The following is a 26165-nucleotide window of genomic DNA, read 5'->3' as shown; positions in this document are numbered from 1 at the left end:
TCCTACACAATGCCTTGCACCGGAGTTCCCCATGACGGCCCACGCCGACCTTTCGCCGACCCTGCAACTCGCCTGTGACCTGATCCGCCGTCCGTCGGTGACACCAGTGGACGCCGACTGCCAGAAGCTGATGATGCAGCGCCTGGGCGATGCCGGTTTCAAGCTGGAACCGATGCGCATCGAGGATGTGGACAACTTCTGGGCCACCCATGGCAAGCACCCAGGCCCGGTGCTGTGCTTTGCCGGTCACACCGACGTGGTGCCGACCGGCCCGGTGCAGGCCTGGCAGAACGATCCGTTCGATGCGCTGATCGATGAGCACGGCATGCTCTGCGGCCGTGGCGCGGCGGACATGAAGGGCAGCCTGGCGGCGATGCTGGTGGCCGCTGAGCGTTTCGTCACCGACTACCCGGACCACAAGGGCTCGGTAGCCTTCCTCATCACCAGTGACGAAGAAGGCCCGGCGCATCATGGCACCAAGGCCGTGATCGAACGCCTGGCAGCACGCCAGGAGCGCCTGGACTGGTGCATCGTCGGCGAACCTTCGAGCACCAGCCTGGTGGGCGACGTGGTGAAGAACGGGCGCCGTGGCTCCCTCGGCGCCAAGCTCACGGTGCGCGGCGTGCAGGGCCACGTGGCCTACCCGCACCTGGCCAAGAACCCGATCCACCTGGCGGCCGCGGCCCTGGCGGAACTGGCAGCCGAGCACTGGGACGACGGCAATGCGTTCTTCCCGCCCACCAGCTTCCAGATCTCCAATCTCAATTCCGGCACCGGCGCCACCAACGTGATTCCCGGTGAACTGACCGCGCTGTTCAACTTCCGTTTCTCCACCGAATCCACGGTGGAAGGCCTGCAACAGCGGGTCGCGGCGATTCTCGACAAGCATGGCCTGGACTGGCATGTGGAATGGGCCCTGTCCGGCCTGCCGTTCCTGACCGAACCCGGCGCCCTGCTGGACGCGGTGTCGGCCAGCATCAAGCAGATCACCGGCCGCGAAACCCAGGCGTCCACCAGCGGCGGCACCTCCGATGGGCGCTTCATCGCCACCCTGGGCACCCAGGTGGTGGAGTTGGGACCGGTCAACGCCACCATCCACCAGGTCAACGAGCGGGTCCTGGCCAGCGACCTCGATGTGCTGACCGAGATCTACTACCAGACCCTGATCAAGTTGCTCGCCTGATGCTCGCCTGTCCTCTTTGCAGCGCTCCACTGGACACTGTGGACAATGGCGTGGTGTGCCCGGCCGGGCATCGTTTCGACCGGGCGCGCCAGGGCTACCTGAACCTGTTGCCGGTGCAGCACAAGAACAGCCGCGACCCGGGAGACAACCAGGCCATGGTCGAGGCCCGCCGCGACTTCCTCAACGCTGGGCATTACGCCCCGGTGGCCCGGCGCCTGGCCGAACTGGCAACACAACGTGCGCCGCAGCGCTGGGTCGACATCGGTTGTGGCGAGGGTTACTACACCGCACAACTGGCCGAGGCCCTGCCCGGCGCCGACGGCTACGCCCTGGATATCTCCCGGGAAGCGGTGAAGCGCGCCTGCCGGCGGGCCCCGCAACTGACCTGGATGGTCGCCAGCATGGCGCGCATCCCCCTGGCCGATGCCAGCTGCCAGTTCCTCGCCAGCGTCTTCAGCCCCCTCGACTGGCTGGAAGCCAAGCGCCTGCTGAGCCCCGGTGGCGGCCTGATGAAGGTTGGCCCCACCAGCGGCCATTTGATGGAATTGCGCGAGCGCCTGTACGACGAAGTGCGCGAATACACCGACGACAAGCACCTGGCCCTGGTGCCTGCAGGCATGGCCCTGGCCCACAGCGAGACCCTGGAGTTCAAGCTGCACCTGGAGCGCCCGCAAGACCGCGCCAACCTGCTGGCCATGACCCCCCATGGCTGGCGCGCCAGCGCCGAGCGCCGGGCCGCGGTAATCGACCAGCCCGAGCCTTTCGAGGTCAGCGTGTCGATGCGCTACGATTATTTCGTGCTGCAATAACCCCCTATCAACCCGAGGTCTCGAGCATGGGCTTGAGACCGACTAAATCCGCGAATGGATTTTTCACACCGGCAATGAGGACATCCATGCGCCAGCCCGATATCGAGATTTACCTGAAAGACGCCGACGTCGACTACAAGGCCATCGCCGCCTGGCTGGGCAGCGTGTTCGGCCCCTGCAGCGAATGGGTACAGAAGGGCCAGACCTACAAATGCACCGCAGGCCAGGTGCCGGTGACCTGGCTGCCCAAGGCCGTGGGCAAGTGGAACAGCCTGTACCTGGAAAGCGACCAGACCCCATGGGACGACGACATCGCCTGTGCCCGCGCCGCTTTTGCCGCGCTGAATGTCGAGGTGCGCTGCGCACCGGGTACCTGGGTCGAGGAAGAGGGTGAAGAGACAGCCGATCGCTGGATTCGCATCAGCGCCGACGGTGAGGAAGAGATTACCTGGCGTACCGCCTGAACCCTAAACCCGTAGGAGCCGGCTTGCCGGCGAAGGGGCTCCTGAGCCTTGCATCGCCAGCGCGCGCCAAAGTCGCTGGCACGCCAGCTCCTACAGAGTCGGTTACAGGCCGACGACGTCTTCGGCTTGCAGACCTTTCTGGCCTTCGACCACGGCGTACTCCACCTGCTGGCCTTCGGTCAGGGAACGGTGGCCTTCGCCACGAATCGCCCGATAGTGAACGAACACGTCCGCCCCACCTTCACGCTGGATAAAGCCGTAGCCCTTGGCGTCGTTGAACCACTTCACGTTGCCGGTCTCACGAGTAGTCATGAATCCATACCTCATTTTTTTATTATTGGATTGGCTCACTGCAACCAAACCTTGAGAACTTTCCCTCGACCAGCGTCTCTATGAGTGGAGGCGATACGACCGCGGGAGAGTCGGCCGAGTATATGACAGGCGCTAAAACTCTCAACTCAATATTGTTTGGGGGCTTTTTTGCCGATTTTCGACGAATCCGGCACACTACCGGCCCCGAGCAGTTGCTCGGTTTTTCAATCACTCACGCAGAAGCCGTATGACCCGCTCCCCGATCCGCCGTCTTGTGTTTGGCACCCTGCGCCGACTGCTGTACCTCTGGGTTCGCTCGGAAACCATCAACCAGTCGTCCTTCACCCTCGACCTCGACCGCAGCCGACCGGTGTTCTACGTCCTGCAAAACCCGTCCCTGACTGACCTTGCGGTGGTGGACACCGAATGCACCAAGGCCGGCCTGCCACGTCCGGTGCTGCCGGTGTCGGTGGGTAACCTGCTGGAGCCGGCGGCGTTCTTCTACCTGACTCCGGAGCCGGACTGGCTCGGCCGCCAGGACAAGCGCGGCGCGCCGCCGACCCTGACCCGGCTGGTCAGCGCCCTGACCCAGAACGCTGCCGAAGATGCGCAGATCATTCCGGTCAGCGTGTTCTGGGGCCAGTCGCCGGACAGCGAATCGAGCCCGTGGAAGCTGCTGTTCGCCGACAGCTGGGCGGTCACCGGGCGCCTGCGCCGCCTGCTCAGCATCATGATCCTGGGGCGCAAGACCCGGGTGCAGTTCTCCGCACCGATCAACCTGCGGGAACTGATCGAGCACAACAAGGGCCACGAGCGCACCGTGCGCATGGCCCAGCGCATCCTGCGGGTGCACTTTCGCAACCTCAAGGCCGCGGTCATCGGCCCGGACATTTCCCACCGGCGCAACCTGGTCAAGGGCCTGCTCAACCAGCCCCTGGTGAAGCAGGCCATTCTGGATGAGGCCGAGCGCGAGAAGATTTCCCCGGAAAAGGCCAAGGCCCAGGCCCTGCGCTATGGCAATGAAATTGCCTCGGACTACACCTACACCGCGATCCGCTTCCTGGAAGTGGTGCTGAGCTGGTTCTGGAACAAGATCTACGACGGGATCAAGGTCAACCACCTGGAAGGCGTGCAGAAAATCGCCCCGGGCCACGAGGTGATCTATGTGCCCTGCCACCGCAGCCACATCGACTACTTGCTGCTGTCCTACCTGCTGTTTCGCAACGGCCTGACCCCGCCGCACATCGCCGCCGGGATCAACCTCAACATGCCGGTGATCGGCGGCCTGCTGCGGCGCGGCGGGGCCTTCTTCATGCGCCGTACCTTCAAGGGCAACCCGCTCTACACCTCGGTGTTCAACGAGTACCTGCACACCCTGTTCACCAAGGGGTTCCCGGTGGAGTACTTCGTCGAGGGCGGCCGCTCGCGCACCGGCCGCATGCTGCAACCCAAGACCGGGATGCTGGCCATCACCCTGCGCAGCTTCCTGCGCTCCTCCCGCATGCCCATCGTCTTCGTGCCGGTGTACATCGGCTACGAGCGGGTCCTGGAAGGCCGCACCTACCTGGGCGAGCTGCGCGGCGCGAGCAAGAAGAAGGAATCGATCTTCGACATCTTCAAGGTCGTCGGCGCCCTCAAGCAGCGCTTCGGCCAGGTGGCGGTGAACTTCGGCGAACCGATCAAGCTGGCGGAGTTCCTCGACCAGGAACAGCCGGACTGGCGCACCCAGGAGCTGGGCCCGCAATACCGTCCGGCCTGGCTCAACGAAACCACCAATCGCCTCGGCGAGCGGGTAGCCCAGCACCTCAATGAAGCCGCGGCGATCAACCCGGTGAACCTGGTAGCCCTGGCCCTGCTCTCCACCAGCCGCCTGGCGCTGGACGACCGCGCCATGGCCCGGGTCCTGGACCTGTACCTGGCGCTGCTGCGCCGGGTGCCCTACTCGCCCCATACCACCCTGCCCGAAGGCGATGGCCAGGCACTGATCCAGCATGTGAAGGACATGAAGCTGCTGGCCGAACAGAGCGACGCACTGGGCAAGATCCTCTACCTGGACGAGCAGAACGCCGTCCTGATGACCTACTACCGCAACAACGTGCTGCACATCTTCGCCCTGCCGGCGCTGCTGGCGAGCTTCTTCCAGAGTTCGTCGCGCATGAGCCGCGAACAGATCCTGCGCTACACCCGCGCGCTCTATCCCTACTTGCAGGCGGAGCTGTTCATCCGCTGGTCCCTGGAAGAACTGGACGCGGTGGTGGACCAGTGGCTGGAAGCCTTTGTCGAACAAGGCCTGCTGCGTTTCGAGAACGAGGTGTATCAGCGACCGGCACCCAGCTCGCGGCATTTTGTCCTGCTGACCCTGCTGTCCAAAAGCATCGCCCAGACCCTGCAACGCTTCTACATGGCCATTTCCCTGCTACTCAACAGCGGGCAGAACAGCATCAGTGCCGAAGAGCTGGAGGATCTGTGCACGGTCATGGCCCAGCGCCTGTCGATCCTGCATGGGCTGAACGCCCCGGAGTTCTTCGACAAGAGCCTGTTCCGTCACTTTATCCAGACCCTGCTGGACCAGGGCGTGCTGCGTCGCGACGAAGCCGGCAAGCTGAGCTACCACGAAATACTCGGGGAGCTGGCCGAAGGCGCCGCCAAGCGCGTACTGCCGGCGGAGATTCGCCTGTCGATCCGCCAGGTCGCCCTGCACCGCAGCGAAGATGCCGCCGACCAGCTCGCGGCCCCCACGCAAACCGACTAGATTCTTATCGGCGCCGCAGAGCCTGCGGCGCCCTCGATACGGAGATCCGTCATGAACAAACTCATCCTGCTGGCAGCCACCGCGCTGCTTGGAGCCTGCCAAGCCATGCACCCTGCAGCCAAAGCCAGCCTCGATGGCGAAGTCTTCTATCTGCAGCGCATCGCCCTGCCGCCTGCCGCCACCTTGAGCGTGAGCCTGCAGGACGTGTCCCTGGCGGACGCACCGGCGGTGGTCCTGGCCGAGCAGAGCGGCCCGGTCAAAGGCCAGGTGCCACTGCCCTTCCACCTCAGCTACGACCCAGCCCAGGTCAAGCCCGGCCACCGCTACGCGGTCAGCGCGCGGATCGAACTGGACGGCAAGCTGATGTTCATCACCACCGAACACAACGGGGTCAATCTCGACGGCAAGGACCCCCAGCCGTTGAAACTCCGTGTCGACGCCGTACGTTAATTCTCATTGCCCAAGGAAGCCGCCATGCTCCGTACTTCGCTCCGTTTCACCAGCCTGTGTGCTGGCCTGCTGATTTCCGCCAGTGCCCTGGCCCTGTCCCTCAGCGACCTGTCCCAGGGTGACGCCAGCGGTGGCCTCAAGGACGCCCTGACCCAGGGCGCGCAGATCGCCGTCAAGCAGTTGGGCACCCCGGGGGGGTTCAGCAACAACCCCGATGTGCGCATCGAATTGCCGGGCAACCTCGGCAAAGTGGCGAAGAAAATGAAGCAGTTCGGCATGGGTGACCAGGTCGATCAACTGGAAACCAGCATGAACAAGGCCGCCGAAGCGGCGGTACCGCAAGCCCAGGCACTGCTGGTGGATGCGGTGAAGAAAATGACCGTGGCTGACGCCAAGGGCATTCTGGCCGGTGGCAAGGACTCCGCTACCCAGTACCTGGACAAGAGCAGCCGCGAGCAGATCCGCGCCAAGTTCCTGCCCATCGTCAAGCAGGCCACCGATCAGGTCGGCCTGGCCAAGCAGTACAACTCCTTCGCTGGCCAGGCCGCGACCCTGGGCGTGCTGGATGCCAAGAGCGCCAACATCGAGAGCTACGTGACCGAACAGGCACTCAATGGCCTGTTCGAAATGATCGGCAAGCAGGAAGAAACCATCCGCCAGAACCCGGCGGCCGCCGCCACCAGCCTGGCGAAGAAAGTCTTCGGCACCCTCTGATCAGCCCTTGGCCCCGGTCCGCCACACCGCGGACCGGGGCCGCGAACAGCGCTGTCGCCTCAACGATCGAGACCAGTTGCCAACTGCCCTCAGCCCCCCTCCGGCAAATCCTCCAGGGCCGCATCGAGTTCCTGGTGAAACCAGCGCAACGCCACCTCATACCGTCCGTGCCACAGTTGTGGGCTGGCGCCGGCGCGAATGCCAGCCTGAACCCGTGCCGCCATGGCGAAGTCTTCCTCCAGCGCTCCATAGAGAATCTGGTTGTTCCTCTGGAAATAGCGCAGTGCCTTGTCACTGGCCGGTGCCTGCTCCAGCAAAGTGTGCCCGAGCACCCGCGTGGCCAGGGGGCCCTCGGGAAAGACCGTGGAAAAGTCCAGGTGATCGGGCTCCACCAGCACCAGGGTGTTGGGCCAGATGAAATACAACAGGTTGCCGTGGCGGCGCAGGTTCCACTGGCTCTCGGGCAACTCCCGCAATTCGCGCAGGTTGCGCTTCACATAGAAGTTGCGGATATGCCGACCATGGCGCTCGAACAATCCCAGGTTGGGCCAGAACAGCTGGTCGATGGTCGCCTGATGCGCCTTGGCGACGTGATAGTTCTCCAGGAAGGTATCAATGGTCAGCTTCCAGTTCACCGGGCGACGGATATCCTGCGGGTCGAACAGCACGTGGGACTCGACGGCAAAGCTGTCGAAGTCAGCGATGATCTGTTCGCCAAAAAATCGCTCCAGGTCCAGGGCCGGCCCCGGTGAATGGCGCACCCAGACAGCACCAAAGCGCTCGGCCAGCGGCACCTCGGTAAGGTTCAGGCAGGCACGCTCGATATCGGCAAAACCATAGGCGTGGGGAATCCCCCGCAATTGTCCGTCCGGGTTATAGGACCAGCCATGGTAGGGGCAGACGAACACTCGATTGGGCCCCGAGGCCTCGCTCACCAACTGCGTGCCACGGTGCTTGCAGACATTCAAGAAGGCCCGCAGCCGCCCGCTGGCATCACGACTCAGGAGCAGCGGCGCCAGCAGGTCCCGGGTCAGAAAATGCCCGGCGGCGATCTCCGTCGAACGCGCTACCAGCAAGGGCTCCTTGAACAGCACCTGGTCGCGCTCACGCAGATAGCGCGGTTCATCGAGGTAGCGACTGACCGGCAGGGCAGACGCCGTCTCTGCGCCATCGGAAAGGCCCTGGTCGGCCAGGGCCAGGGCCTTCTTGAGCAGCTGTACCTGGGTCGCGTGGTGCATGGACGCCTCCGGTGATCAGGTTCCCTTAAACGGGTGCCAGGGCACCCCGGATGAAATGCCAGAGCTGGTGCGCCAGTTGTTCCTGGGGCGGCCGCGGCCTGCGCCCGAGGGCCTCCAGCAGCGCCTGGTGCATGCCCCCCAGGACCATTGCCGCCACCAGTTGCGGGTCCAGGCCTGCTGACAACTGCCCGGCCGCCTGGCCACGGCGAATGTTGTCGGCCCCCTGGCGGATGTTCTCGGCAATGCGTTGTGCTTCGAGGCTCGCGACTTCCGGCTCCCGTGCCAGGCTCACCAGCAGCAGTGGCGCCAGCGGTTCGGCATAGAGAAACTGCACCGCGCGATGCACCCTCCGCTCTTCCCGCTGACACCAGTGCGCAGCGCCCGGCAGCGGATCGGCCACCATCACTTCAGCCTGGTAACGGTCGTGGAAGTCCTCCACCACTGCCGCCAGCAACCCTGCGCGGGAGTTGAAGTAGCGGTAGATCAGCCCGACCGACACCCCGGCCCGCTCGGCGACCCGGCCCACTTCCAGGGCACCGCCGTGCAGCAGCAGTTCTTCCCGGGCGGCGTCCAGCAAGCGGCTTCGGGTACGCAAGGCCTTGGTGGAGAGGTCGGGCATGGAAAAATCCAGAGCGCGTCAAAAGTGAAGTGAATTCAGTTTAGATCTGAATCGCCATACGCCAAGTCTCATCAATAAAAAACACCTTGGGCTGCCTTGCGACAGAACCCAACGCGCGCGGCGGGCTTTTGCCCAAGGATATTGGCGAGCGGGATGCACCAGGCAGGCAATGGCAGACGGCCGCTCGGGAGGGCGCTGTTGCTCCATCGCCATTGGCGCTGCGCCTCTGGAGAAGCCGCCACACTTCGACCGTCAATGGCGCAGCCTGCGCTTGAAGCGCGGTCCAGCAGCACTGCGCTCGGTTGCTCCTCGCGCCCCTAAAAAAACCAAGGCCGGGACATTGCTGCCCGGCCTTCGTCCTTGCCTCAAGCGATGATTACCGCGGTCAGTCCTTGCGCACCCGGAACCACGCCGCATACAGCGCCGGCAGGAACAGCAGGGTCAAGGCCGTGGCGACAATCAGCCCGCCCATGATCGCCACCGCCATCGGCCCGAAGAACACGCTGCGCGACAAGGGAATCATCGCCAGCACTGCCGCCAGGGCCGTCAGCACGATGGGCCGGAAACGCCGCACCGTGGCTTCGATGATGGCGTCCCAGGGCTTCAGCCCGGCCCTGATGTCCTGTTCGATCTGGTCCACCAGGATCACCGAGTTGCGCATGATCATCCCGGACAGGGCGATGGTGCCGAGCATCGCCACAAAGCCGAAGGGCTGGCGGAACACCAACAGAAACAGGGTGACCCCGATCAACCCCAGGGGCGCGGTGAGAAACACCATGGCGGTGCGCGAGAAGCTGCGCAGCTGGATCATCAGCAAGGTCAGCACCACTACGATGAACAGCGGCACGCCGGCCTTCACCGAGTTCTGGCCACGGGTCGAATCCTCCACCGTGCCGCCGACTTCCAGCAGGTAGCCGTCCGGCAGTTCGGCGCGCACCGGCTCCAGGGTCGGCAGGATCTGCTGCACCAGGGTCGCCGGCTGTTCCTTGCCATAGATATCGGCACGCACAGTGACCGTAGGCAGGCGATTACGGTGCCAGATCACCCCTTCCTCGAAGCCATACTCCAGGGTTGCGACCTGGGACAGCGACACGCTCTGACCATTGTCGGTAGGCACCGCCAGGCTTGGCAGCAACGACAGCTCGGTGCGCTCCTCACGGGTGCCCCGCAGCAGGATCTCGATCAGTTCGTTGTCTTCGCGGTACTGGCTGACGGTGGAGCCGATCAGCGAACTCTGGAGGAACTTCGACAGGTTGGCGGTGCTGACCCCAAGGGCGCGGGCCCGGTCCTGGTCGACGTTGAGGTAGACCACCTTGCTCGGCTCTTCCCAGTCCAGGTGAACGTTGACCACGTGGGGGTTCTCCCGCACCTTGGTCGCCACCTTGCGTGCCAGGGCACGAACTTCCTCGATGTGCTCGCCGGTGACCCGGAACTGCACCGGGTAACCCACGGGTGGGCCGTTCTCCAGGCGCGTGACCCGCGAACGCAGGGCCGGGAACTGCTCGTTGAGGGTGCCGATCAGCCAGCTGCGCAGGCTCTCGCGATCCTCGATGGTCTTGGCCAGCACCACGAACTGGGCAAAGCTGGTGGCCGGTAATTGCTGGTCCAGGGGCAGGTAGAAACGCGGCGAACCGGTCCCCACGTAAGCCACGTAGTTATCGATGCCCGGGTGATCCTTGAGCATTGCCTCCAGGCGCTTGACCTCATCGGCGGTGTTGCTCAGGGAAGCGCCTTCCGCCAGCTTCAGATCGACCATCAGCTCCAGGCGGCCCGAGGCCGGGAAGAACTGCTGGGGCACGAAACGGAACAGCGCCACCGAGCCGACAAAAAGCAGGATGGTCAGGACGATCACCGTCTTGCGGTGCTGCACACACCAGCCCACCATCCGGCGCACCCGCTGGTAGAACGGCGTACCGTGGGGATTGGAGTCGGCGCCGTGCTTGGCGGCGTGGATCTTCGCCAGGTCCGGCAGCAGTTTTTCCCCCAGGTACGGCACGAACACCACCGCGGCGATCCACGAAGCCACCAGGGCAATGGTCACCACCTGGAAAATCGAGCGGGTGTATTCGCCGGTACCGGACTGGGCGGTAGCGATCGGCAGGAAACCCGCCGCGGTGATCAGGGTGCCGGTGAGCATCGGGAAGGCGGTGCTGGTCCAGGCAAAGCTGGCGGCCTTGATCCGGTCGAAGCCCTGCTCCATCTTGATCGCCATCATCTCCACCGCAATGATCGCGTCGTCCACCAACAAGCCCAGGGCCAGCACCAGGGCCCCGAGGGAGATCTTGTGCAGGCCGATGCCCAGGTAGTACATGGTGGCGAAGGTCATCGCCAGCACCAGGGGAATGGCCAGGGCCACCACCATCCCGGTGCGTACCCCCAGGGAGAAGAAACTCACCAGCAGGACGATGATCAGGGCCTCGGCCAGGACCCGGACGAACTCGCCGACCCCGGTCTTCACCGCCGCTGGCTGGTCGGACACCTTGCGCAGCTCCATGCCCGCCGGCAGGCTGTTCTGCAGCCGTGCGAACTCACCTTCCAGGGCCTTGCCCAGCACCAGGATATCGCCGCCATCCTTCATTGCCACGGCCAGGCCGATGGCGTTTTCCCCCATGAAACGCATGCGCGGTGCCGGCGGATCGTTGAAGCCGCGGTGCACATCCGCCACATCACCGATGCGGAAGGTGCGTCCGGCCACCCGGATCGGAAAGTTGCGAATCTGCTCCACGGTCTGGAAATTGCCGGACACCCGCAGTTGCACCCGCTCGCTCGGCGTCTCGAAGAACCCCGCGGTGGACACCGCGTTCTGTTCCTCAAGCGCTTGCTGCACCGCTGCCAGGGGCAGGCCCAGGGTCGCCAGCTTGACGTTGGACAACTCGATCCAGATCTTCTCGTCCTGCAGGCCCAGCAGGTCGACCTTGCCCACGTCCTTAACCCGTTGCAGCTGGATCTGGATGCGGTCGGCGTAGTCCTTGAGCACCGCGTAGTCGAAGCCCTGCCCCGTCAACGCATAGATATTGCCGAAGGTGGTGCCGAATTCATCGTTGAAGAAAGGCCCCTGGATGCCCGGCGGCAAGGTCTGGCGGATGTCGCTGATCTTCTTGCGCACCTGGTACCAGAGTTCGGGCACCTCGTTGGAGTGCATGGAATCCCGGGCGATGAAGGTCACCTGGGACTCACCCGGCCGGGAGAAGGACACGATGCGGTCGTACTCACCGGTTTCCATGAGCTTCTTCTCAATTCGCTCGGTAACCTGGCGCGACACTTCCTGGGCCGTGGCCCCCGGCCAGTTGGTGCGAATCACCATGGCCTTGAAGGTGAACGGCGGGTCTTCACTTTGTCCCAGCTTGGTGTAGGAAAGTGCTCCGACAATAGCCAACAGCAACATCAGGAACAGGACGATCTGGCGATTGCGCAACGCCCAGGCGGAAAGGTTGAAACCCATTGGGGATTACTCCTTGGCCGTCAGGTTGACCACGCGGTTGGAGCGATCCACCGGGCGCACCTGCAGGCCCTCGTGCAAGACATGCACCCCGGCAGCCACCACCCAGTAGTTGGCACCCAGGCCTTCCAGCACCGGCACGCTCTTTTCGCCGAAGGCACCGACCCGCACCGGGGTCTTGTGCAGGGTGCTGTTGGCATCCACCCGCCAGACGTAGGTCGCACCTCCCTCGGCGGACAGCGCCGAGAGCGGCACCGACAGCGAGACCGCATCAGCGTTCTGGATGAACACCCGGGCGCTCTGCCCCAGTTCGGCCGGAACCTTGCCGGCACTGAAAGCGATGCGCGCGGCAAAGGTTCTGGACTTCGAGTCGGCAGCCGGCGACAGCTCGCGGATACGGCCATCGAAACGCTGGCCCGGCTGGCTCCAGAGTTCCACCGACACCGGCTCGCCGATCTTGAAGCGGCCAAAATTCTGTTCGGGGACGCTGATCAGCACCTCGCGCTCACCGTCGGTGGCCAGGGTGAAGACTGTCTGCCCGGCCGCCACTACTTGCCCGACTTCCACCGCACGCTTGGCCACCACGCCATCCTGTGGCGCACGCAGCACGGCATAGCCGGCCTGGTTGTTGGCCACGTCGAACTCGGCCTTGATCTGTTTCAGGCGCGCTTCGCCGGCGCGATAGAGGTTTTCGGCATTGTCGTATTGGGAACGGCTGACCATCTGCCGATCCAGCAGGGTCTTGTAGCGATCTCGTTCGGCACGCACCAGGTTGAGATTGGCGGTGGCTGCGGTGACCTGGGCCCGGGCAGCCTCGAGTTGCAGGCGCACATCCTGCGGATCGAGTTCGGCCAGGGGCTGGTTGGCCTTGACCCGTTGGCCCTCCTCTACCAGCCGTCGACTGACCTTGCCGCCGATACGGAATGCCAGGTCTGGCTCATAGCGGGCCCGCACCTCGCCGGGGTAGCTCTCCGAAGCCCGCGCCGAAGGCTCTGGCTGGACCACCATGGCCGGCCGGATGCCGATTTGGACGGGCTCTTCATGCCCACAAGCAGACAGAAAAAAAGCCAGGCTGACTGGCAAGGCATAGCGGAACATGGCGGCGACCTTTCGCTAATGGTGCTTGGAATAATTATACTGGCGGGTATGTTATTAATAGCAAACTCACCAGTCCAGTAATAAAAGTCGAAAAATGTCCGACAATAATTCCGCAAGCATTGGGCCAGGCAGGCCCAAGGATCTGGCCAAGCGCCAGGCCATCCTCGAAGCAGCGAAAAATCTGTTTCTGAGCAATGGCTACGCCAGTACCAGCATGGATGCGGTCGCCGCCGAAGCCGGTGTTTCAAAGCTCACGGTGTACAGTCACTTCACGGACAAGGAGACGCTGTTCAGTGCCGCCGTGGTGGCCAAGTGCGAAGAGCAATTGCCCACCCTGATCTACGAGTTGTCGGCAGACACCCCGGTGGAAAGCGTGCTTTTGAATATCGCCCGAGGCTTTCACCTGCTGATCAACAGTGACGAGTCGGTCAACTTGCACCGCTTGATAATGGCCCTGGGCAGCCAGGACCCCAAGCTCTCGCAGATTTTCATCGAGGCCGGGCCCGAACGCGTGCTGCAAGGCATGGAACGGCTGCTCTGCAAGATCAACCTGCTGGGCACCTTGCAGATCGACAAGCCGCGCAACGCCGCCGAGCATTTCTTCTGCATGCTCAAGGGCGGTGCGAACTTCCGCCTGCTGTATGGCTACGGCGAGCCCTTGACCGGCGCCGCCGCTGAAGAGCATGTGCAGGAAGTGGTGGCCTTGTTCATGCGCGCCTACCGCCCGGACCCGGACTGAAACCGCACCCCGCGCACAACCAATGGACAGGCGCTTGCCGGCCGAGGCGCCCCACAGGGGCTAGCACCTTCGCCGCAGGCGTCGCCGGTTGGCCGGCACTGACGATAATCAGGCCTTCAATGCCTTCTTCGGATAGATGTCGTAGCGGCTGGACTTGCCCTCCAGCCCATGACTGGGTTTGGGCCCCTCGATGCAGGGCGCCTTGCGCGGGCGCTTGACCACCACCCGGTGGGTTGCCAGGGCCAAGGCCGCCGCCAGCAGGGCCGGAGCGTCGTTGTCGTCGCCCACCAGTGGCCGGAACAGGCGCATTTCCTTTTTCACCAGGGCACTTTTCTCCCGATGGGGGAACATCGGGTCCAGGTAGATCACCTGGGGCGGCTCGCCTTGCCAGTTGCGCATCAACTCGATGGAGTTGCCCTTGAGCAGATGCATGCGCGCAACAATAGGCGCCACTTCGGCATCCAGCGCACCGCGGGCCAAGCCATCTTCAAGCAATGCGCCAATCAATGGCTGGCGCTCGATCAGGCTCATTTCACACCCCAGGGTCGCCAGCACGAAGCCGTCCTTGCCCAGGCCCGCGGTGGCGTCCAGCACCCTAGGCCGCACCCCCTGGGCCACGCCCACCGCCTTGGCGATCATCTGCCCGCTGCCGCCGCCGTACAGACGTCGATGGGCCGCACCGCCCTCGACGAAGTCCACGCGGACCGGTCCCGGCGCGTCCGGCCCCAACTGCTGCAATTGCAGCCCCTGCTCCCCGACCTGCAGGGCGAACTCGGCGGCGTCGATCTGCAAAGGCAGTCCGAGGCGCTCGGCCCACTGCCGGGCCTGGGTCTCGAACCCGCTGTCCAGGGCCTCGACGTTGATGCGGCAGGCCGCAGGTTGCTCACTCATCTGAAAACACACTCAAAAAATTAATGATCGGCAAAAACGGCCGATAACTGAACTATCGGCCATTTTGCCAGAGCTCAGCGTCGACCGAGAGCAATGTCAGACATTCAACGCACATCGATAGGTTATATCTCGCCCCATGGCGACTATGGCCTGCGCAACTCCCAGGCACTGAGCGGCGTCAGCCATCTGTGGCAGGACTTCTTTGCCCAGGCCCTGGCCGAGCAACGGGGAGAAGGTGCCAGCGTTGAAGCCATGCCTGCGGTGGCCATCGACGGCCCCGTGGAACCGGTCGGCGGCACTGAGCTGTTGACCCAGATCGTCAACCAGCGCCACTGCGATGTGCAAGACACCGAGGTCCGCCCACCCGAGCCCCTGTTCCTGCCGATCGCCGAATTCGAGACTGAGCTGCTGGACAAACCCGCTCCGCCCTACCCACCCGAAGAGATCATTGCCCAGCAACGCCAGCAGGATTTCGAGAGCGGCTGGGTCCGGCCGATCGTGCTCAACGCCGGCCAGCCAGTGCCCGCTCCCGGCCCGGCGCCGGAACCACGTCCATTGCACCTGCCGATCGCCGAGTTCGAACTCGATCTGCTGGACAAGCCGGCCAAGCCGTTCCTACCGCAAGAGCTCATCGAGCAGCAGAAGCAGATGGACTTCGACATCGGCTGGGCGCGCCCGCTGATCCTGCAGAACCTGCGCATCGCCGCCTGAGCCGCGCTTTCAGCGACACACCCACCAGGGCCCGACATCCAGATGAAAGTGGTTGCGATGGGCAGCGTTGTAATCCGGCCCCAGGACCACGTTGAACGCCTCGCAGGCGCCATCCCGGGCCAGCCTTAGAAAACGTCCCTCATTGCTGTCCTTCGGCCAATCCCTGAGCACGCTGATGCTGCGTCCGTCCGCCAGGCGAAAGCCGGCGATGTCCAGGGCATTGGCCGTGGCATGCTGGCTGCGAGCGCCGTTCTCACGGCTGTACATGTTGCGGCAGGCGAAGCTGCCCAGATGATCGACCCGCGCCACTCGCTGGCCATACACCGTCTGCGCGGCCGGTTGCAGGCCATGGCGCTCGAACAGGGCAAAGGCCACCGCCAGCGGGCAACTGGCAAGAAAGCTGCTGCTCAAGGCCACCTCAGCGCCCTGCACCCGCAAGGTATTGCTCAAGGGACAGGCCACATCGCCCCGGCTGTCAGGCTGACGGCTGGTACGCAGGCCGGAGCGCGCGAGCACCTCATCGCACAATGCCGGATCATCCCGCAGCCGTGACAGCTTGAATCGAGTCAGCAGATTGGGCTTGGCCCGAACGTCCAGCGGCGCCCAGGGATTCCAGGCATCCGCCACTGGCAGCCAGCCCAGGCGAATGCCGAGCAACAACAGGGCCCCTAGCAACAGCAAGGCACCGAGAACTTTCAACCCGCGCACAAACACTCCCTTTTATGGCTGCTTGAACAATTGATTGATCTGCCCGAACGGCATCGCACGATCGGCAAAATCAAAGCGGCCATGCTCGCGGATATCCTCCGCGGCCCGATAGAACGCACCGTAGGCTGCCCGGGCCAGGGCCGAGCCGACACTGATGCGCTTGACCCCCAGCTTCGCCAATTGCGCCACGCTCAGGTTGAGACCGCCGGACATCAGCACGTTCACCGGCTTGGGCGCCACGGCCTGAACGACCTGGAGAATCTCCTCGGCGCTGCGCAGCCCCGGCGCATAGAGCACATCGGCGCCGGCTTCAGCAAAGGCCTGCAGGCGCCGAATGGTGTCCGCCAGGTCCTCACGACCGTGCAGCAGGTTCTCCGCCCGGGCGGTCAGGGTGAAGGCAAAGGGCAAGCTACGTGCGGCAGCGACACAGGCCTCGATACGTTCCACCGCCAGTTTGAAATCATAGATGGGGTCGTCGGCACGGCCGCTGGCATCCTCGATCGAACCGCCGACCACGCCGCTGGCAGCCGCCAACAGCAGTGCCTGGGCACAGCCTGCAGGGCTGTCGGCAAAGCCGTTCTCCAGGTCCACCGCCACCGGCAGGCTACTGGCCCCGACTATTGCCCGCACGTTGTGCAGGGTGTCCTCCAGGCTGACCGCGCCCTCGGCATCCGGACGCCCCAGGGAGAACGCGTATCCGGCGCTGGTGGTGGCCAGGGCTTCGAAGCCGAGACTGGCCAGCATGCGGGCGGAACCGGCATCCCAGGGATTGGCAATGACAAAGGCACCGGCCCGTTCATGCAGGGCCTTGAAGGCATTCGCTCGCAGGCTTTGCGCGTCCATTTGCTCGCTCCTGAAAAAGACCATGAGACCGTCTCAGAGCAAACCGAGCTGCTCCGCGACGGGTTCTCTGTATAACTCAGGCAATCCGGGCAAGCCAGGCAAACGTTGCATCAGCCGGGCATGAAAACGCCGGGCCAGTTCGGCGGCCAGGCGGTTGTCCGAGGTGTGCAGGAACATGTAGGGCGTGCGCCCCTCTTCGATCCAGCCGGCGACCTTGTCGATCCACGGCAACAGAAACGGATCATTGGCCTCCAGCTGCGGATGACCGATGAATCGCACCTGGGGAAACTGGGTAAAGGCCGCCGGACGCGGTGGCACTTTGGGCTTCTTCGACTGTGCATGGAGCACCGCGGGATCCGTCGAGGTGCAGCTGAACAGCGCCCGCGGATCCAGGCAAATGCGCTCTACGCCCCGCTCGCGCAACAGTCGGTTGAGCCTGCGTTCGGCATCGCCCTTGGCGAAGAACTCCGGATGCCGCACTTCCACCGCCAGCGGCCGCTCCAGGCCGTCGATGAACCCTGCCAGCTCCGCCAGGCGCTGCGGGGCGAAACTGGCCGGCAATTGCAGCCACAAGGGCGACACCCGCGCCCCCAAGGGGCTGAGCAACTGGACGAAGGTTTCGGCAGCGCTCAGTTGCTCGCGCAGGTCGCCGCCGTGACTGATGTCACCGGGAAACTTGGCAGTGAAGCGAAAGCCTTCGGGCATGATCTGTGCCCAGCGCTGCACGGTGCTCGGCGCAGGTCGGGCGTAGAAGGTGGTGTTGCCTTCGACGGCGTTGAAGACCTGCGAATACAGGCCGAGAAAATCGTTCGGTCGTGCATTTTCCGGGTACAGGTACTCACGCCAGGCGTTTTCGCTCCAGGAAGGACAACCGAGGAAATAAGGCAGCATCAGATGTGCAGGTCGAGACCCACCACCTCCATATCCCAATCGACAAAACCGGCGGTGGTCAGGTAGCTGGCCAAGGCATTGGCCACACTCTTTTTCATCGCCCGCTGAAAGATCATGTCCTGCGGGCGGGCGGGAAGATTGGCGGTGCGGGGAGCAGCAGCCTGGGAGCGATTCTGGATCGCAGACTCGGGCTGGGCTTCAATGGCGTCGGCATCGTCCTGGGAGTCGTCCACCAGCACCAAGCCTTTGCGCGGCTTGCGCTTGATGGGGTAGGACTGAGAGGAGATGCCGTCTATGCGCATACTGAAAAGCCCGGGGTCGATGATGGCAATTTAGCGGCACTGCTACGACTTAGCAAATACCCAAGTGATAACTAGAACACAGAACAGCCAAAAGGTTTAAAACCGGGCAGGATCAACGCTGAAAACCAGACGATTGGCGGTTGTAGCAGGAGATGTCTGAACAACCGCGGGCCATCGATGAAAAGAGAAAGGGCCTCAACGGGCCTTGGGCGTGGCGACCTTGTCTCGCAGGTAGACCGGCTGCGCATCATCGGCGGCGATCGCCTCACCCCGTGCCCAGGCAAACCGGGCCAGGGTCAGCAGGTCTTCGGCGTGGGGCAGCATGCTGGCATCCTGGCCACTGAGGTTGACCGCAATGCGCTCGCCATAACCCCAGCCAGTGCCTGCCCCAAACCACTCACCGTGCGCATCCACGGGCAAGGCCGCAGCTTCCGGCGCCTGTACAGCCTCGACACCGACCAGGCGCATCTCGCCAGCGGTCTCCTGGTAGCAGCCCCAGTAGACTTCATCCATCCGCGCATCGATGGCCGCCGCTACCTGGGTCGCGCCGTGCTCACGCAGGGCGCGCTGGGCCAGCACCGCCAGGTTGGACACCGGCAACACCGGGCGGTCCAGAGCGAAGGCCAGCCCCTGCACCACGCCAACGGCAATTCGCACACCGGTGAAGGCTCCCGGCCCGCGACCAAAGGCGATCGCATCCACCGCCTGCAAGGTGGTGCCGGCACTGGCCAACAGCTCCTTGATCATAGGCAGCAACTTCTGCGCATGCAGACGCGGGATCACCTCGTAATGGCTCGTGACCTTGCCATCATGCAGCAAAGCAACGGAGCAAGCTTCAGTCGCGGTGTCCAGGGCCAGCAAGGTGCTCATCGGGGGTTCCATAGGCATTGAAAAAGGGACGCATTATAAACAGCAACGGCCCGCAAGCGGGCCGTTCAACGATCAATCCGATCAGGTGACTCAGCTCAGGGCTTCGAGCACCTTGGCGGTGATCACTTCCACCGAACCCACGCCCGGAATATGGCTGTACTTCGGCTTGCCCTGGGTAGCGGCCAACTGCTGGTAGAAGGCTACCAACGGCTTGGTCTGGGAATGGTAGACCGACAGGCGATGACGCACGGTTTCTTCCGTGTCGTCCTTGCGCTGCACCAGGTCTTCACCGGTGATGTCGTCCTTGCCGGCGATCTTCGGCGGGTTGTAGACGGTGTGGTAAGTCCGGCCCGAGGCTTCGTGCACACGGCGACCGGCGATACGCTGGACGATCTCTTCGTCGTCGACGGCGATTTCCACCACGCTGTCCAACTCGACACCAGCCTTGACCAGTGCTTCAGCCTGAGGAATGGTGCGCGGGAAACCATCGAACAGGAAGCCTTTGGCGCAGTCCGGCTGGCTGATGCGTTCCTTGACCAGGTTGATGATCAGGTCATCGGAAACCAGACCACCGCTGTCCATCACGCTCTTGGCCTTGAGGCCCAGTTCGGTGCCGGCCTTGACCGCCGCACGCAGCATGTCGCCGGTGGAGATCTGTGGAATGCCGAACTTTTCGGTGATGAACTTTGCCTGAGTACCTTTACCGGCCCCGGGAGCTCCCAGCAGAATTACGCGCATCGATGTGCTCCTCAATTTTTTATTTAGAAACGCTCGGATTCGCCTCGTGGGGCCAATCTCAAAAATAGGGTTGTGGCCGCCCAAACGGCCAAAGGCTGATCAAGATACACAGCCGACACAGCGCACACAAGCAGTCGAAAGTCGGAGGAACCTGGCCCTTTTGTGCCCCCCGGGCCAGGTAGAACAAGTCGCAACCCGATAACAAAGTGTCGCCAGCGGGAGCCGGGCGCCACCCTGAGATTGGCTTGGACAAAGCCGTCCGTGCTGGTTGTCGAACCTCAGCCGGTATTGCGCAAGCCGGCAGCGATCCCCGCCACGGAAACCAGCAGCGCCTGTTCCACGGGGCTTCCTTGGGGCGCGTCCTGGCGGCGCGAGCGTGCCAGCAGTTCGGCCTGCAGCAGGTGCAGCGGATCGAGGTAGGTATTGCGCAGACGGATGAACTCCAGGGTGTCGGGGCTGTGGGCCAGCAGTTGCGACTGCCCGGTCAGGCCCAGCACCACCGCACAAGCCTGCGACAATAGGTCGCGTAGATGCGCACCCAATGGCAGCAGTTCAGCCTCCACCAGACGCTCGTCATAGGAGCGGGCAATGTCCGCGTCGGCCTTGGCCAGGACCATTTCCAGCATGTCGATGCGGGTGCGGAAGAACGGCCATTGCTCACGCATCTGCGCCAGTAAATGGCCTTCGCCCCGGGCCAGTGCCTTGCTCAGCGCCGCCTCCCAACCCAGCCAGGCCGGCAGCATCAGGCGGGTCTGGGTCCAGCCGAAAATCCACGGGATCGCCCGCAGGCTTTCAATGCCCCCCGCACGGCGCTTGGCCGGCCGGCTGCCCAGGGGCAGGCGCCCCAGTTCCTGCTCCGGAGTCGACTGGCGGAAGTACTCGACGAACTGCGGATTGTCCCGTACCACTTCGCGGTAGGCCTGGACCCCGTCACTGGCCAATTCGTCCATCAGATGACGCCAGGCCGGCTCCGGCGGTGGTGGCGGCAACAGCGTGGCTTCCAGCACCGCGGCCAGGTACAGGTTGAGATTCTGCTCGGCGATGTCCGGCAGGCCGAATTTGAAACGGATCATTTCCCCCTGCTCGGTGGTGCGGAACCGTCCCGCCACCGAACCCGGCGGCTGCGACAGGATTGCCGCGTGAGCCGGACCACCGCCGCGCCCCACGGTGCCGCCGCGACCGTGGAACAGCAGCAACTCCACCTGCTGTTCACGGCAGATGTCCACCAGCCGTTCCTGGGCCCGATACTGCGCCCAGGCCGCGGCGGTGGTGCCGGCATCCTTGGCCGAGTCGGAATAGCCGATCATCACTTCCTGGGGCCCTTGCAGGCGCGAGCGGTAACCCGGCATGTGCAGCAGCTTCTCCATCACCGGGCCGGCGTTGTCCAGGTCCGCCAGGGTTTCGAACAGCGGCACCACGCGCATTGGCCGCAACACCCCGGACTCCTTGAGCAGCAACTGCACCGCCAGCACATCGGAGGCGGCGCCGGCCATGGAGATCACGTAGGAACCCAGGGACGCCGCGGGTGCGAGGGCTATCTCGCGACAGGTGGCGAGTACCTCCGCGGTGTCTGCCGAAGGCTTGAAATAGCCCGGCAGCAAGGGGCGCCGGTTGCCCAGCTCGCGCATCAGGAAGGTGATGCGATCCTCTTCGCTCCAGTCCTCATAACGCCCCAGGCCCAGATAGTCGGTGATCTCGGTCATGGCCGAGGAGTGCCGGGAAGAATCCTGGCGCACATCGAGGCGCACCAGGAACAGGCCAAAGGTCACGGCCCGGCGCAGGCAATCGAGCAACGGACCGTCGGCGATCACCCCCATCCCGCATTCGTGCAACGACTGGTAGCACAGTTGCAAGGGTTCCAGCAGTTCACGGTTGCTCTGCAAGACCTCGGGCCCGGCCGGCACCGGCGCAGCGAGCGCCGCATGGGCCCAGTTGCGGGTGGCTCGCAGGCGTTCGCGCAATTGCTTGAGCAGCGCCCGATAGGGCTCGGCACTGTCTCCCGCCTTGGCCAGCAAGGCGGCGCTGGCCTGTTGCATGGACAGCTCGGCAGCCAGGTGATCGATGTCCCGCAGATACAGGTCGGCCGCCATCCAGCGGGCCAGCAGCAACACCTCACGGGTCACCGCCGCGGTGACATTGGGGTTGCCGTCCCGGTCGCCCCCCATCCACGAGGCAAAGCGGATCGGCGCCGCCTCCAGCGGCAGGTGCAGGCCGGTGGCGGTGAACAGGGCCTGGTCGGCCTTGCGCAGATAATTGGGGATGGCTTGCCACAGCGAATGCTCGATTACCGCAAAGCCCCACTTGGCCTCATCCACGGGGGTTGGCCGGGTCCGGCGGATTTCCTCGGTGTGCCAGGCTTCGGCAATCAGGCGTTGCAGGCGCACCTGGATCTGCCCACGTTCGGCGCTGGTCAGGTCGCGATGGTCCTTGGCCGCCAGTTGCGCGGCGATCGCATCGTACTTCTGGATCAGGGTGCGGCGCGCCACTTCGGTGGGGTGCGCGGTCAGCACCAGCTCGATCTCCAGCCGTCCCAATTGCCGGGCCAGGGCATCGGCGCCATGCCCTTCAGCACGCAGGCGGGCCAGCAGCTCCGGCAGCACCCGGGCTTCGAACGGGGCCGGCTGCGACTCGTCGCGGCGGTGGATCAACTGATACTGCTCGGCGATGTTCGCCAGGTTGAGGAACTGGTTGAAGGCCCGGGCCACCGGCAGCAGCTCCTCCTCGCTCAACTGGTCGAGGCTGGCACTCAACTCGGCCCCCGCGGAGCCGCCCCGGTCGGCCTTGGCGCCCTTGCGGATCTGCTCGATCTTGTCGAGGAACCCCTCGCCGTACTGATCACGGATGGTATTGCCCAACAGCTCACCCAGCAGGTGAACGTCTTCGCGCAAGCGCGCATCAATATCGGTCATCGAGGTGTTCTCCAGCAGACTCAAGGCGGCACGGAAGGCTCAAGAGTGCCGCTTGCACGCGCCGCTTAGCAAGCGCGCGGCAAACCGGCAGCCAACCTTTGTCGTTGAGGCTAGTCTGAAGTACAGGCCGTACAAGGGCCGCACACCGGCCCGGGCCGGTCACTCAACCCAACCTGCCACAAGCAGGTGTTCATTGAGGTCATCATGAAAATCCGTGAACTCGCACAACACTGGGAAGAAAACGCCAAGGGTCGGCTGACCAAGACCGGCTACCGGATTCACCTGGATGTGGAAGCCGCCGCACGCCTGGCCGCCCTCGCCGAGATGTACCCCAAACGCCAGACCGAGGAGCTCCTTGGCGAGCTGATCGGAGCCGCGCTGGAAGAGCTCGAGGCGAGCTTCCCCTACATCCAGGGCCAGCACGTGGTCGCCACCGATGAAGAGGGCGATCCGCTGTACGAAGACGTCGGCCCCACCCCGCGTTTCCTGAGCCTGTCACGGCAATACCTGCAGGTTCTGTCGAGCCAGGCAGACAAGCCGAAACACTGAATCCAGCCCACCTTCCCCCCTGGAAGCGACACTGTTCCCGGCCCTGCAAAGGGCCGGGAATACCCCTGCGCACGGCGAAAGTTCCCGCTCTAGAGCCCTGTTTCCGCGGTGTAATTTTTTTCCGGCCAATCGCCATCTTTCTCTGAACTATTCAAAAAAGCCTCGGGTCACACCCATTAACCATCGCTGGAACGGCCGTTTCAAATTTCGCCATCAGCGCCTGTTGTCACTCAGCGTGACGGCGCCAGAACCGGGATGGATTTTGATGTTTTCCAGGAGTTACCCAATGGAGTTGAAGACCATGAAGATCAGCACTGCCAAATCCTCGTTCACCTCTCTGCGCGGGCTGAAGCTGGCCGCGCTGGCCCTCGGTAGCAGTCTGGTACTGGCCGGTTGCGCCGGGAACCCGCCCAGCGAGCAGTACGCAGTCACGCAATCTGCGGTCAACAGCGCAGTGAGCGCGGGCGGCACTGAATTTGCCGCGGTGGAAATGAAGTCGGCACAGGACAAGCTCAAGCAAGCCGAGATTGCCATGCACGACAAGAAGTACGACGAGGCCCGCCGCCTGGCCGAACAGGCCGAGTGGGACGCCCGAGTCGCCGAGCGCAAGGCCCAGGCCGCCAAGGCCGAGCAGGCGCTGAAAGACTCGCAGAAAGGCGTTCAGGAACTGCGTCAGGAAGGCATGCGTAGCGTGCAGTAAGCCGCCGCCGACTCCCACGTACTCGTAATCGAATGAAAGGACGAACCATTATGCGCAAACAACTGATGATCCCTGCCCTGCTGGCCATGAGCGTAGCCCTGGCGGCCTGCTCCACCCCGCCCAACGCCAACCTGGAAAACGCCCGGACCAACTTCTCCGCGCTGCAGGCCAACCCGCAGGCCAGCAAGGTTGCCGCCCTGGAAACCAAGGACGCCGCCGACTGGATGGACAAGGCCGACAAGGCCTACCTGAACAAGGACGACGAGAAGAAGGTCGACCAACTGGCCTACCTGACCAACCAGCGGGTTGAAGTGGCCAAGGAAACCATTGCCCTGCGCACGGCCGAAGCCAAGCTCAAGGACGCTGGCGACCAGCGTGCCCGCGCCATCCTCGATGCCCGTGACGCGCAGATCAAGCAACTGCAGAACAGCCTCAACGCCAAGCAGACCGACCGCGGCACCCTGGTGACCTTCGGTGACGTGCTGTTCGCCACCAACAAGTCCGACCTGAAATCCAGCGGCCTGGTGAACATCAACAAGCTGGCGCAATTCCTCCAGCAGAACCCGGACCGCAAGGTGATCGTCGAGGGCTACACCGACAGCACCGGCAGCGACTCCTACAACCAGTCGCTGTCCGAGCGCCGTGCCGGCTCCGTGCAGATGGCCCTGATCCGCATGGGCGTCGACCCATCGCGCATCGTCAGCCAGGGTTATGGCAAGGAATACCCGGTAGCCGATAACGGCAGTGTCTCCGGCCGCGCCATGAACCGTCGTGTGGAAGTGACCATTTCCAACGACAACCAGCCCGTGGCACCACGTTCGGCCGTCAGCCGCAACTGATAGCGCCACCGGGCAACGAAAAAGCCCCGCCTTTAAAGGCGGGGCTTTTTTATTCGCTGCCGGGGCTTCTGGCTGGCTTACTGCTCCAACTGCGGGGTTTCCTGGCCCATGCAGCGCACCGCCTGCTTCTTCTTGTTGACCAGCACCCCGGTCAGGCCCTTCTGCTGGGTGTCGAACAGCACCAGCACGCCATCGAAACACTGGGCCACTTCATTGGCCGGCTCCAGGGAGACCTTGTAGTCCTCGCCGGGTACGGTCTTGAGCATGGTGAAGTCGCTGAGCAGCAACGCATCCTCCGGTTTGGCGAAGTGCAGGTAGCCGTAATACCACAGGCAGGCCACGGTGCCGATGATGCTGCAGATACCGGTGATGATCAGGGGGATGGCGTTACGTTCTTCACTCATTGCGGACTCTCTGGAAGTTCAACTGCTGAATTCGGCGTCGCCGGGTAATTGGGGATTTCCCCCAGGCGGCGCAACCCGTCGAAATGCTGCGGATCGTCGAGGTAGCGCAGCATCACGCGGCGCCAGATCGGATCGGCAAAGGTTTGCACATGGCCGCCGCGAGTCAGTTGCAGCACCCGGGGCGGGGGGGCAGCTTGATACACACGGATGCCGTTGGAAAGGGGCACGATCGGATCGTCGATGCTGTGGTAGATCAGTTTCGGCACTCCGCTCAGACGCGGCAGAGAGTGAACCGCACTGTCGGCGTCCGGCACCAGCCACGACAGCGGCACCTGGAACGGCCACGTCAGCCAGGAGGTGCTCAGGGCAAAACGCCCGACATCGCGGTAACTGGCCGGCACCCCGTCCAGGACTATGGCCTTGAGCTGGCGCTGGCGCTCGGGATGCTCCACCAGGTAATGAATGGCCAGGGCGCCTCCCAGGCTTTGCCCAAGCACCACCAGCGGTTTGCCTTGTACCTCGGGGGCCTGGTCCAGCCATTTGAAGGCGGCATCGATATCCTGGTAGATCGCCGGCAGGCTCGGCGCGCCCTCGGACAGGCCATAACCGCGATAATCCACCAGCAACACCTGATAGCCCTGCTCCGGCAGCCACCAACTACCACCCAGGTGCCAGGCCAGGTTGCCGCCATTGCCATGCAGGTGCAGCACCGTGCCCTTGATCGCCACTCCCGGCTTGGCCGGCAGCCACCAGCCGTGCAGCTTGAGCCCGTCGGCGGTGGTCAGGGTGACGTCGCGGTAATCCAGCTTGGCCCGCTGAGGGGTGAACGGCAGGCCCGGCTCGGGATAGAACAGCAGCGAGCTGCAACCGTTGAGCCCCAGCAACAGCGTGCAGACGACAAGGCACCGGAGCACAAGCCGGGTCATCCCGCACTCCTTGTCGCCACCGCTGCCGGCGGCAAGCACAGCGGGGCCCGCCAGGACCTGGGCGCCC

At 63.9% G+C, this 26165-nt stretch carries 26 protein-coding genes; 11 read left to right on the top strand and 15 right to left on the bottom strand.

What is annotated here, in order from left to right; all coding sequences use genetic code 11:
- Positions 1-31: 31 nt before the first annotated feature.
- The 3 genes from dapE to ACZ5BO_RS07180 all read left to right on the top strand — a co-directional run bounded on the left by dapE (position 32) and on the right by ACZ5BO_RS07180 (position 2456).
- A complete protein-coding gene (dapE, locus tag ACZ5BO_RS07190) occupies positions 32-1183 on the top strand; it encodes a succinyl-diaminopimelate desuccinylase (RefSeq protein ID WP_025127628.1) in 1152 nt (383 codons plus the stop codon).
- A complete protein-coding gene (locus tag ACZ5BO_RS07185) occupies positions 1183-1992 on the top strand; it encodes a putative RNA methyltransferase (RefSeq protein WP_025127627.1) in 810 nt (269 codons plus the stop codon). Before dapE ends, ACZ5BO_RS07185 begins: the two co-directional genes overlap by 1 nt.
- 86 nt (positions 1993-2078) lie before the next feature.
- Positions 2079-2456: a hypothetical protein gene (locus ACZ5BO_RS07180; RefSeq protein WP_025127626.1), complete on the top strand. Its 378-nt coding sequence runs from the start codon at positions 2079-2081 to the stop codon at positions 2454-2456.
- Positions 2457-2558: 102 nt separating this feature from the next.
- Here the strand turns inward: ACZ5BO_RS07180 and ACZ5BO_RS07175 are convergent, their stop codons facing one another.
- Positions 2559-2768, bottom strand: a complete 210-nt coding sequence (locus ACZ5BO_RS07175; protein WP_011059510.1) for a cold-shock protein — start codon at positions 2766-2768, stop codon at positions 2559-2561.
- Between the two features lie 247 nt (positions 2769-3015).
- Between ACZ5BO_RS07175 and plsB the strand changes: the two genes are divergently transcribed.
- The 3 genes from plsB to ACZ5BO_RS07160 are packed head-to-tail and all read left to right on the top strand — an operon-like array spanning position 3016 to position 6684.
- The gene (plsB, locus tag ACZ5BO_RS07170) at positions 3016-5520 is read left to right on the top strand and encodes a glycerol-3-phosphate 1-O-acyltransferase PlsB (protein WP_025127625.1); all 2505 of its coding nucleotides are present in this window, start codon (positions 3016-3018) and stop codon (positions 5518-5520) included.
- Between the two features lie 51 nt (positions 5521-5571).
- Positions 5572-5970 (top strand): YbaY family lipoprotein, encoded by a 399-nt coding sequence (locus tag ACZ5BO_RS07165; protein WP_025127624.1) that lies wholly within the window; start codon positions 5572-5574, stop codon positions 5968-5970.
- A gap of 24 nt (positions 5971-5994) precedes the next feature.
- Positions 5995-6684: a DUF4197 domain-containing protein gene (locus ACZ5BO_RS07160; protein WP_025127623.1), complete on the top strand. Its 690-nt coding sequence runs from the start codon at positions 5995-5997 to the stop codon at positions 6682-6684.
- Positions 6685-6773: 89 nt separating this feature from the next.
- Here the strand turns inward: ACZ5BO_RS07160 and ACZ5BO_RS07155 are convergent, their stop codons facing one another.
- The 4 genes from ACZ5BO_RS07155 to ACZ5BO_RS07140 form a co-directional block, all read right to left on the bottom strand.
- Positions 6774-7922 (bottom strand): aromatic ring-hydroxylating oxygenase subunit alpha, encoded by a 1149-nt coding sequence (locus tag ACZ5BO_RS07155; protein WP_464698961.1) that lies wholly within the window; start codon positions 7920-7922, stop codon positions 6774-6776.
- Positions 7923-7947: 25 nt separating this feature from the next.
- Entirely contained in the window at positions 7948-8541 is a 594-nt protein-coding gene (locus tag ACZ5BO_RS07150; protein WP_464698959.1) for a TetR/AcrR family transcriptional regulator, read from the bottom strand.
- A 385-nt stretch (positions 8542-8926) separates the two neighbouring features.
- Positions 8927-11983 (bottom strand): efflux RND transporter permease subunit, encoded by a 3057-nt coding sequence (locus ACZ5BO_RS07145; protein WP_025127620.1) that lies wholly within the window; start codon positions 11981-11983, stop codon positions 8927-8929.
- Positions 11984-11989: 6 nt separating this feature from the next.
- Positions 11990-13078: an efflux RND transporter periplasmic adaptor subunit gene (locus tag ACZ5BO_RS07140; RefSeq protein ID WP_464698957.1), complete on the bottom strand. Its 1089-nt coding sequence runs from the start codon at positions 13076-13078 to the stop codon at positions 11990-11992.
- Between the two features lie 94 nt (positions 13079-13172).
- Here ACZ5BO_RS07140 and ACZ5BO_RS07135 point away from each other — a divergent pair, with 94 nt between their 5' ends.
- Complete coding sequence (locus ACZ5BO_RS07135; RefSeq protein WP_464698955.1) at positions 13173-13817, top strand: TetR/AcrR family transcriptional regulator; 645 nt, start codon at positions 13173-13175, stop codon at positions 13815-13817.
- 108 nt (positions 13818-13925) lie between these two features.
- Here the strand turns inward: ACZ5BO_RS07135 and ACZ5BO_RS07130 are convergent, their stop codons facing one another.
- Complete coding sequence (locus tag ACZ5BO_RS07130) at positions 13926-14708, bottom strand: class I SAM-dependent methyltransferase (protein WP_464698953.1); 783 nt, start codon at positions 14706-14708, stop codon at positions 13926-13928.
- Positions 14709-14801: 93 nt separating this feature from the next.
- Between ACZ5BO_RS07130 and ACZ5BO_RS07125 the strand changes: the two genes are divergently transcribed.
- The gene (locus ACZ5BO_RS07125; protein ID WP_464698951.1) at positions 14802-15419 is read left to right on the top strand and encodes an energy transducer TonB; all 618 of its coding nucleotides are present in this window, start codon (positions 14802-14804) and stop codon (positions 15417-15419) included.
- 9 nt (positions 15420-15428) lie between these two features.
- Here ACZ5BO_RS07125 and ACZ5BO_RS07120 read toward each other — a convergent pair whose 3' ends face one another.
- From ACZ5BO_RS07120 to ppc, 7 genes are all read right to left on the bottom strand, one after another.
- Positions 15429-16127 (bottom strand): extensin-like domain-containing protein, encoded by a 699-nt coding sequence (locus ACZ5BO_RS07120; RefSeq protein WP_025127615.1) that lies wholly within the window; start codon positions 16125-16127, stop codon positions 15429-15431.
- Positions 16128-16139: 12 nt separating this feature from the next.
- Positions 16140-16970 carry an isocitrate lyase/PEP mutase family protein gene (locus ACZ5BO_RS07115; RefSeq protein ID WP_464698949.1) on the bottom strand — a complete coding sequence of 277 codons (831 nt, stop codon included), beginning with the start codon at positions 16968-16970 and terminating at the stop codon, positions 16140-16142.
- A 33-nt stretch (positions 16971-17003) separates the two neighbouring features.
- Positions 17004-17864 (bottom strand): DUF72 domain-containing protein, encoded by an 861-nt coding sequence (locus ACZ5BO_RS07110; RefSeq protein WP_464701198.1) that lies wholly within the window; start codon positions 17862-17864, stop codon positions 17004-17006.
- A complete protein-coding gene (locus tag ACZ5BO_RS07105; RefSeq protein WP_025127612.1) occupies positions 17861-18163 on the bottom strand; it encodes a hypothetical protein in 303 nt (100 codons plus the stop codon). The genes ACZ5BO_RS07110 and ACZ5BO_RS07105 overlap by 4 nt, the downstream gene beginning before the upstream one ends.
- A 195-nt stretch (positions 18164-18358) precedes the next feature.
- A complete protein-coding gene (gene tsaB, locus ACZ5BO_RS07100) occupies positions 18359-19033 on the bottom strand; it encodes a tRNA (adenosine(37)-N6)-threonylcarbamoyltransferase complex dimerization subunit type 1 TsaB (protein WP_025127611.1) in 675 nt (224 codons plus the stop codon).
- Positions 19034-19123: 90 nt separating this feature from the next.
- Complete coding sequence (adk, locus tag ACZ5BO_RS07095; RefSeq protein WP_025127610.1) at positions 19124-19771, bottom strand: adenylate kinase; 648 nt, start codon at positions 19769-19771, stop codon at positions 19124-19126.
- Between the two features lie 278 nt (positions 19772-20049).
- Entirely contained in the window at positions 20050-22680 is a 2631-nt protein-coding gene (gene ppc, locus ACZ5BO_RS07090) for a phosphoenolpyruvate carboxylase (protein WP_464698946.1), read from the bottom strand.
- Between the two features lie 204 nt (positions 22681-22884).
- Here ppc and ACZ5BO_RS07085 point away from each other — a divergent pair, with 204 nt between their 5' ends.
- The 3 genes from ACZ5BO_RS07085 (at position 22885) to lptF (ending at position 24768) form a co-directional block, all read left to right on the top strand.
- Positions 22885-23229, top strand: a complete 345-nt coding sequence (locus ACZ5BO_RS07085) for a hypothetical protein (protein WP_025127608.1) — start codon at positions 22885-22887, stop codon at positions 23227-23229.
- A gap of 286 nt (positions 23230-23515) precedes the next feature.
- Entirely contained in the window at positions 23516-23929 is a 414-nt protein-coding gene (locus ACZ5BO_RS07080) for a DUF4398 domain-containing protein (RefSeq protein ID WP_025127607.1), read from the top strand.
- A gap of 50 nt (positions 23930-23979) precedes the next feature.
- The gene (gene lptF, locus ACZ5BO_RS07075; protein ID WP_025127606.1) at positions 23980-24768 is read left to right on the top strand and encodes a lipotoxin F family OmpA-related lipoprotein LptF; all 789 of its coding nucleotides are present in this window, start codon (positions 23980-23982) and stop codon (positions 24766-24768) included.
- A 77-nt stretch (positions 24769-24845) separates the two neighbouring features.
- On the opposite strand, the gene ACZ5BO_RS07070 is transcribed toward lptF, so the two are convergent.
- Positions 24846-25172: a hypothetical protein gene (locus tag ACZ5BO_RS07070; protein ID WP_025127605.1), complete on the bottom strand. Its 327-nt coding sequence runs from the start codon at positions 25170-25172 to the stop codon at positions 24846-24848.
- On the bottom strand, positions 25169-26098 hold the full coding sequence (locus ACZ5BO_RS07065; protein ID WP_025127604.1) for an alpha/beta hydrolase: 930 nt from the start codon (positions 26096-26098) through the stop codon (positions 25169-25171). Before ACZ5BO_RS07065 ends, ACZ5BO_RS07070 begins: the two co-directional genes overlap by 4 nt.
- Positions 26099-26165: the final 67 nt, after the last annotated feature.

The organism is Pseudomonas sp. FFPRI_1, from assembly GCF_055384485.1.
This window is presented reverse-complemented; position numbering and strand designations above follow the sequence as displayed.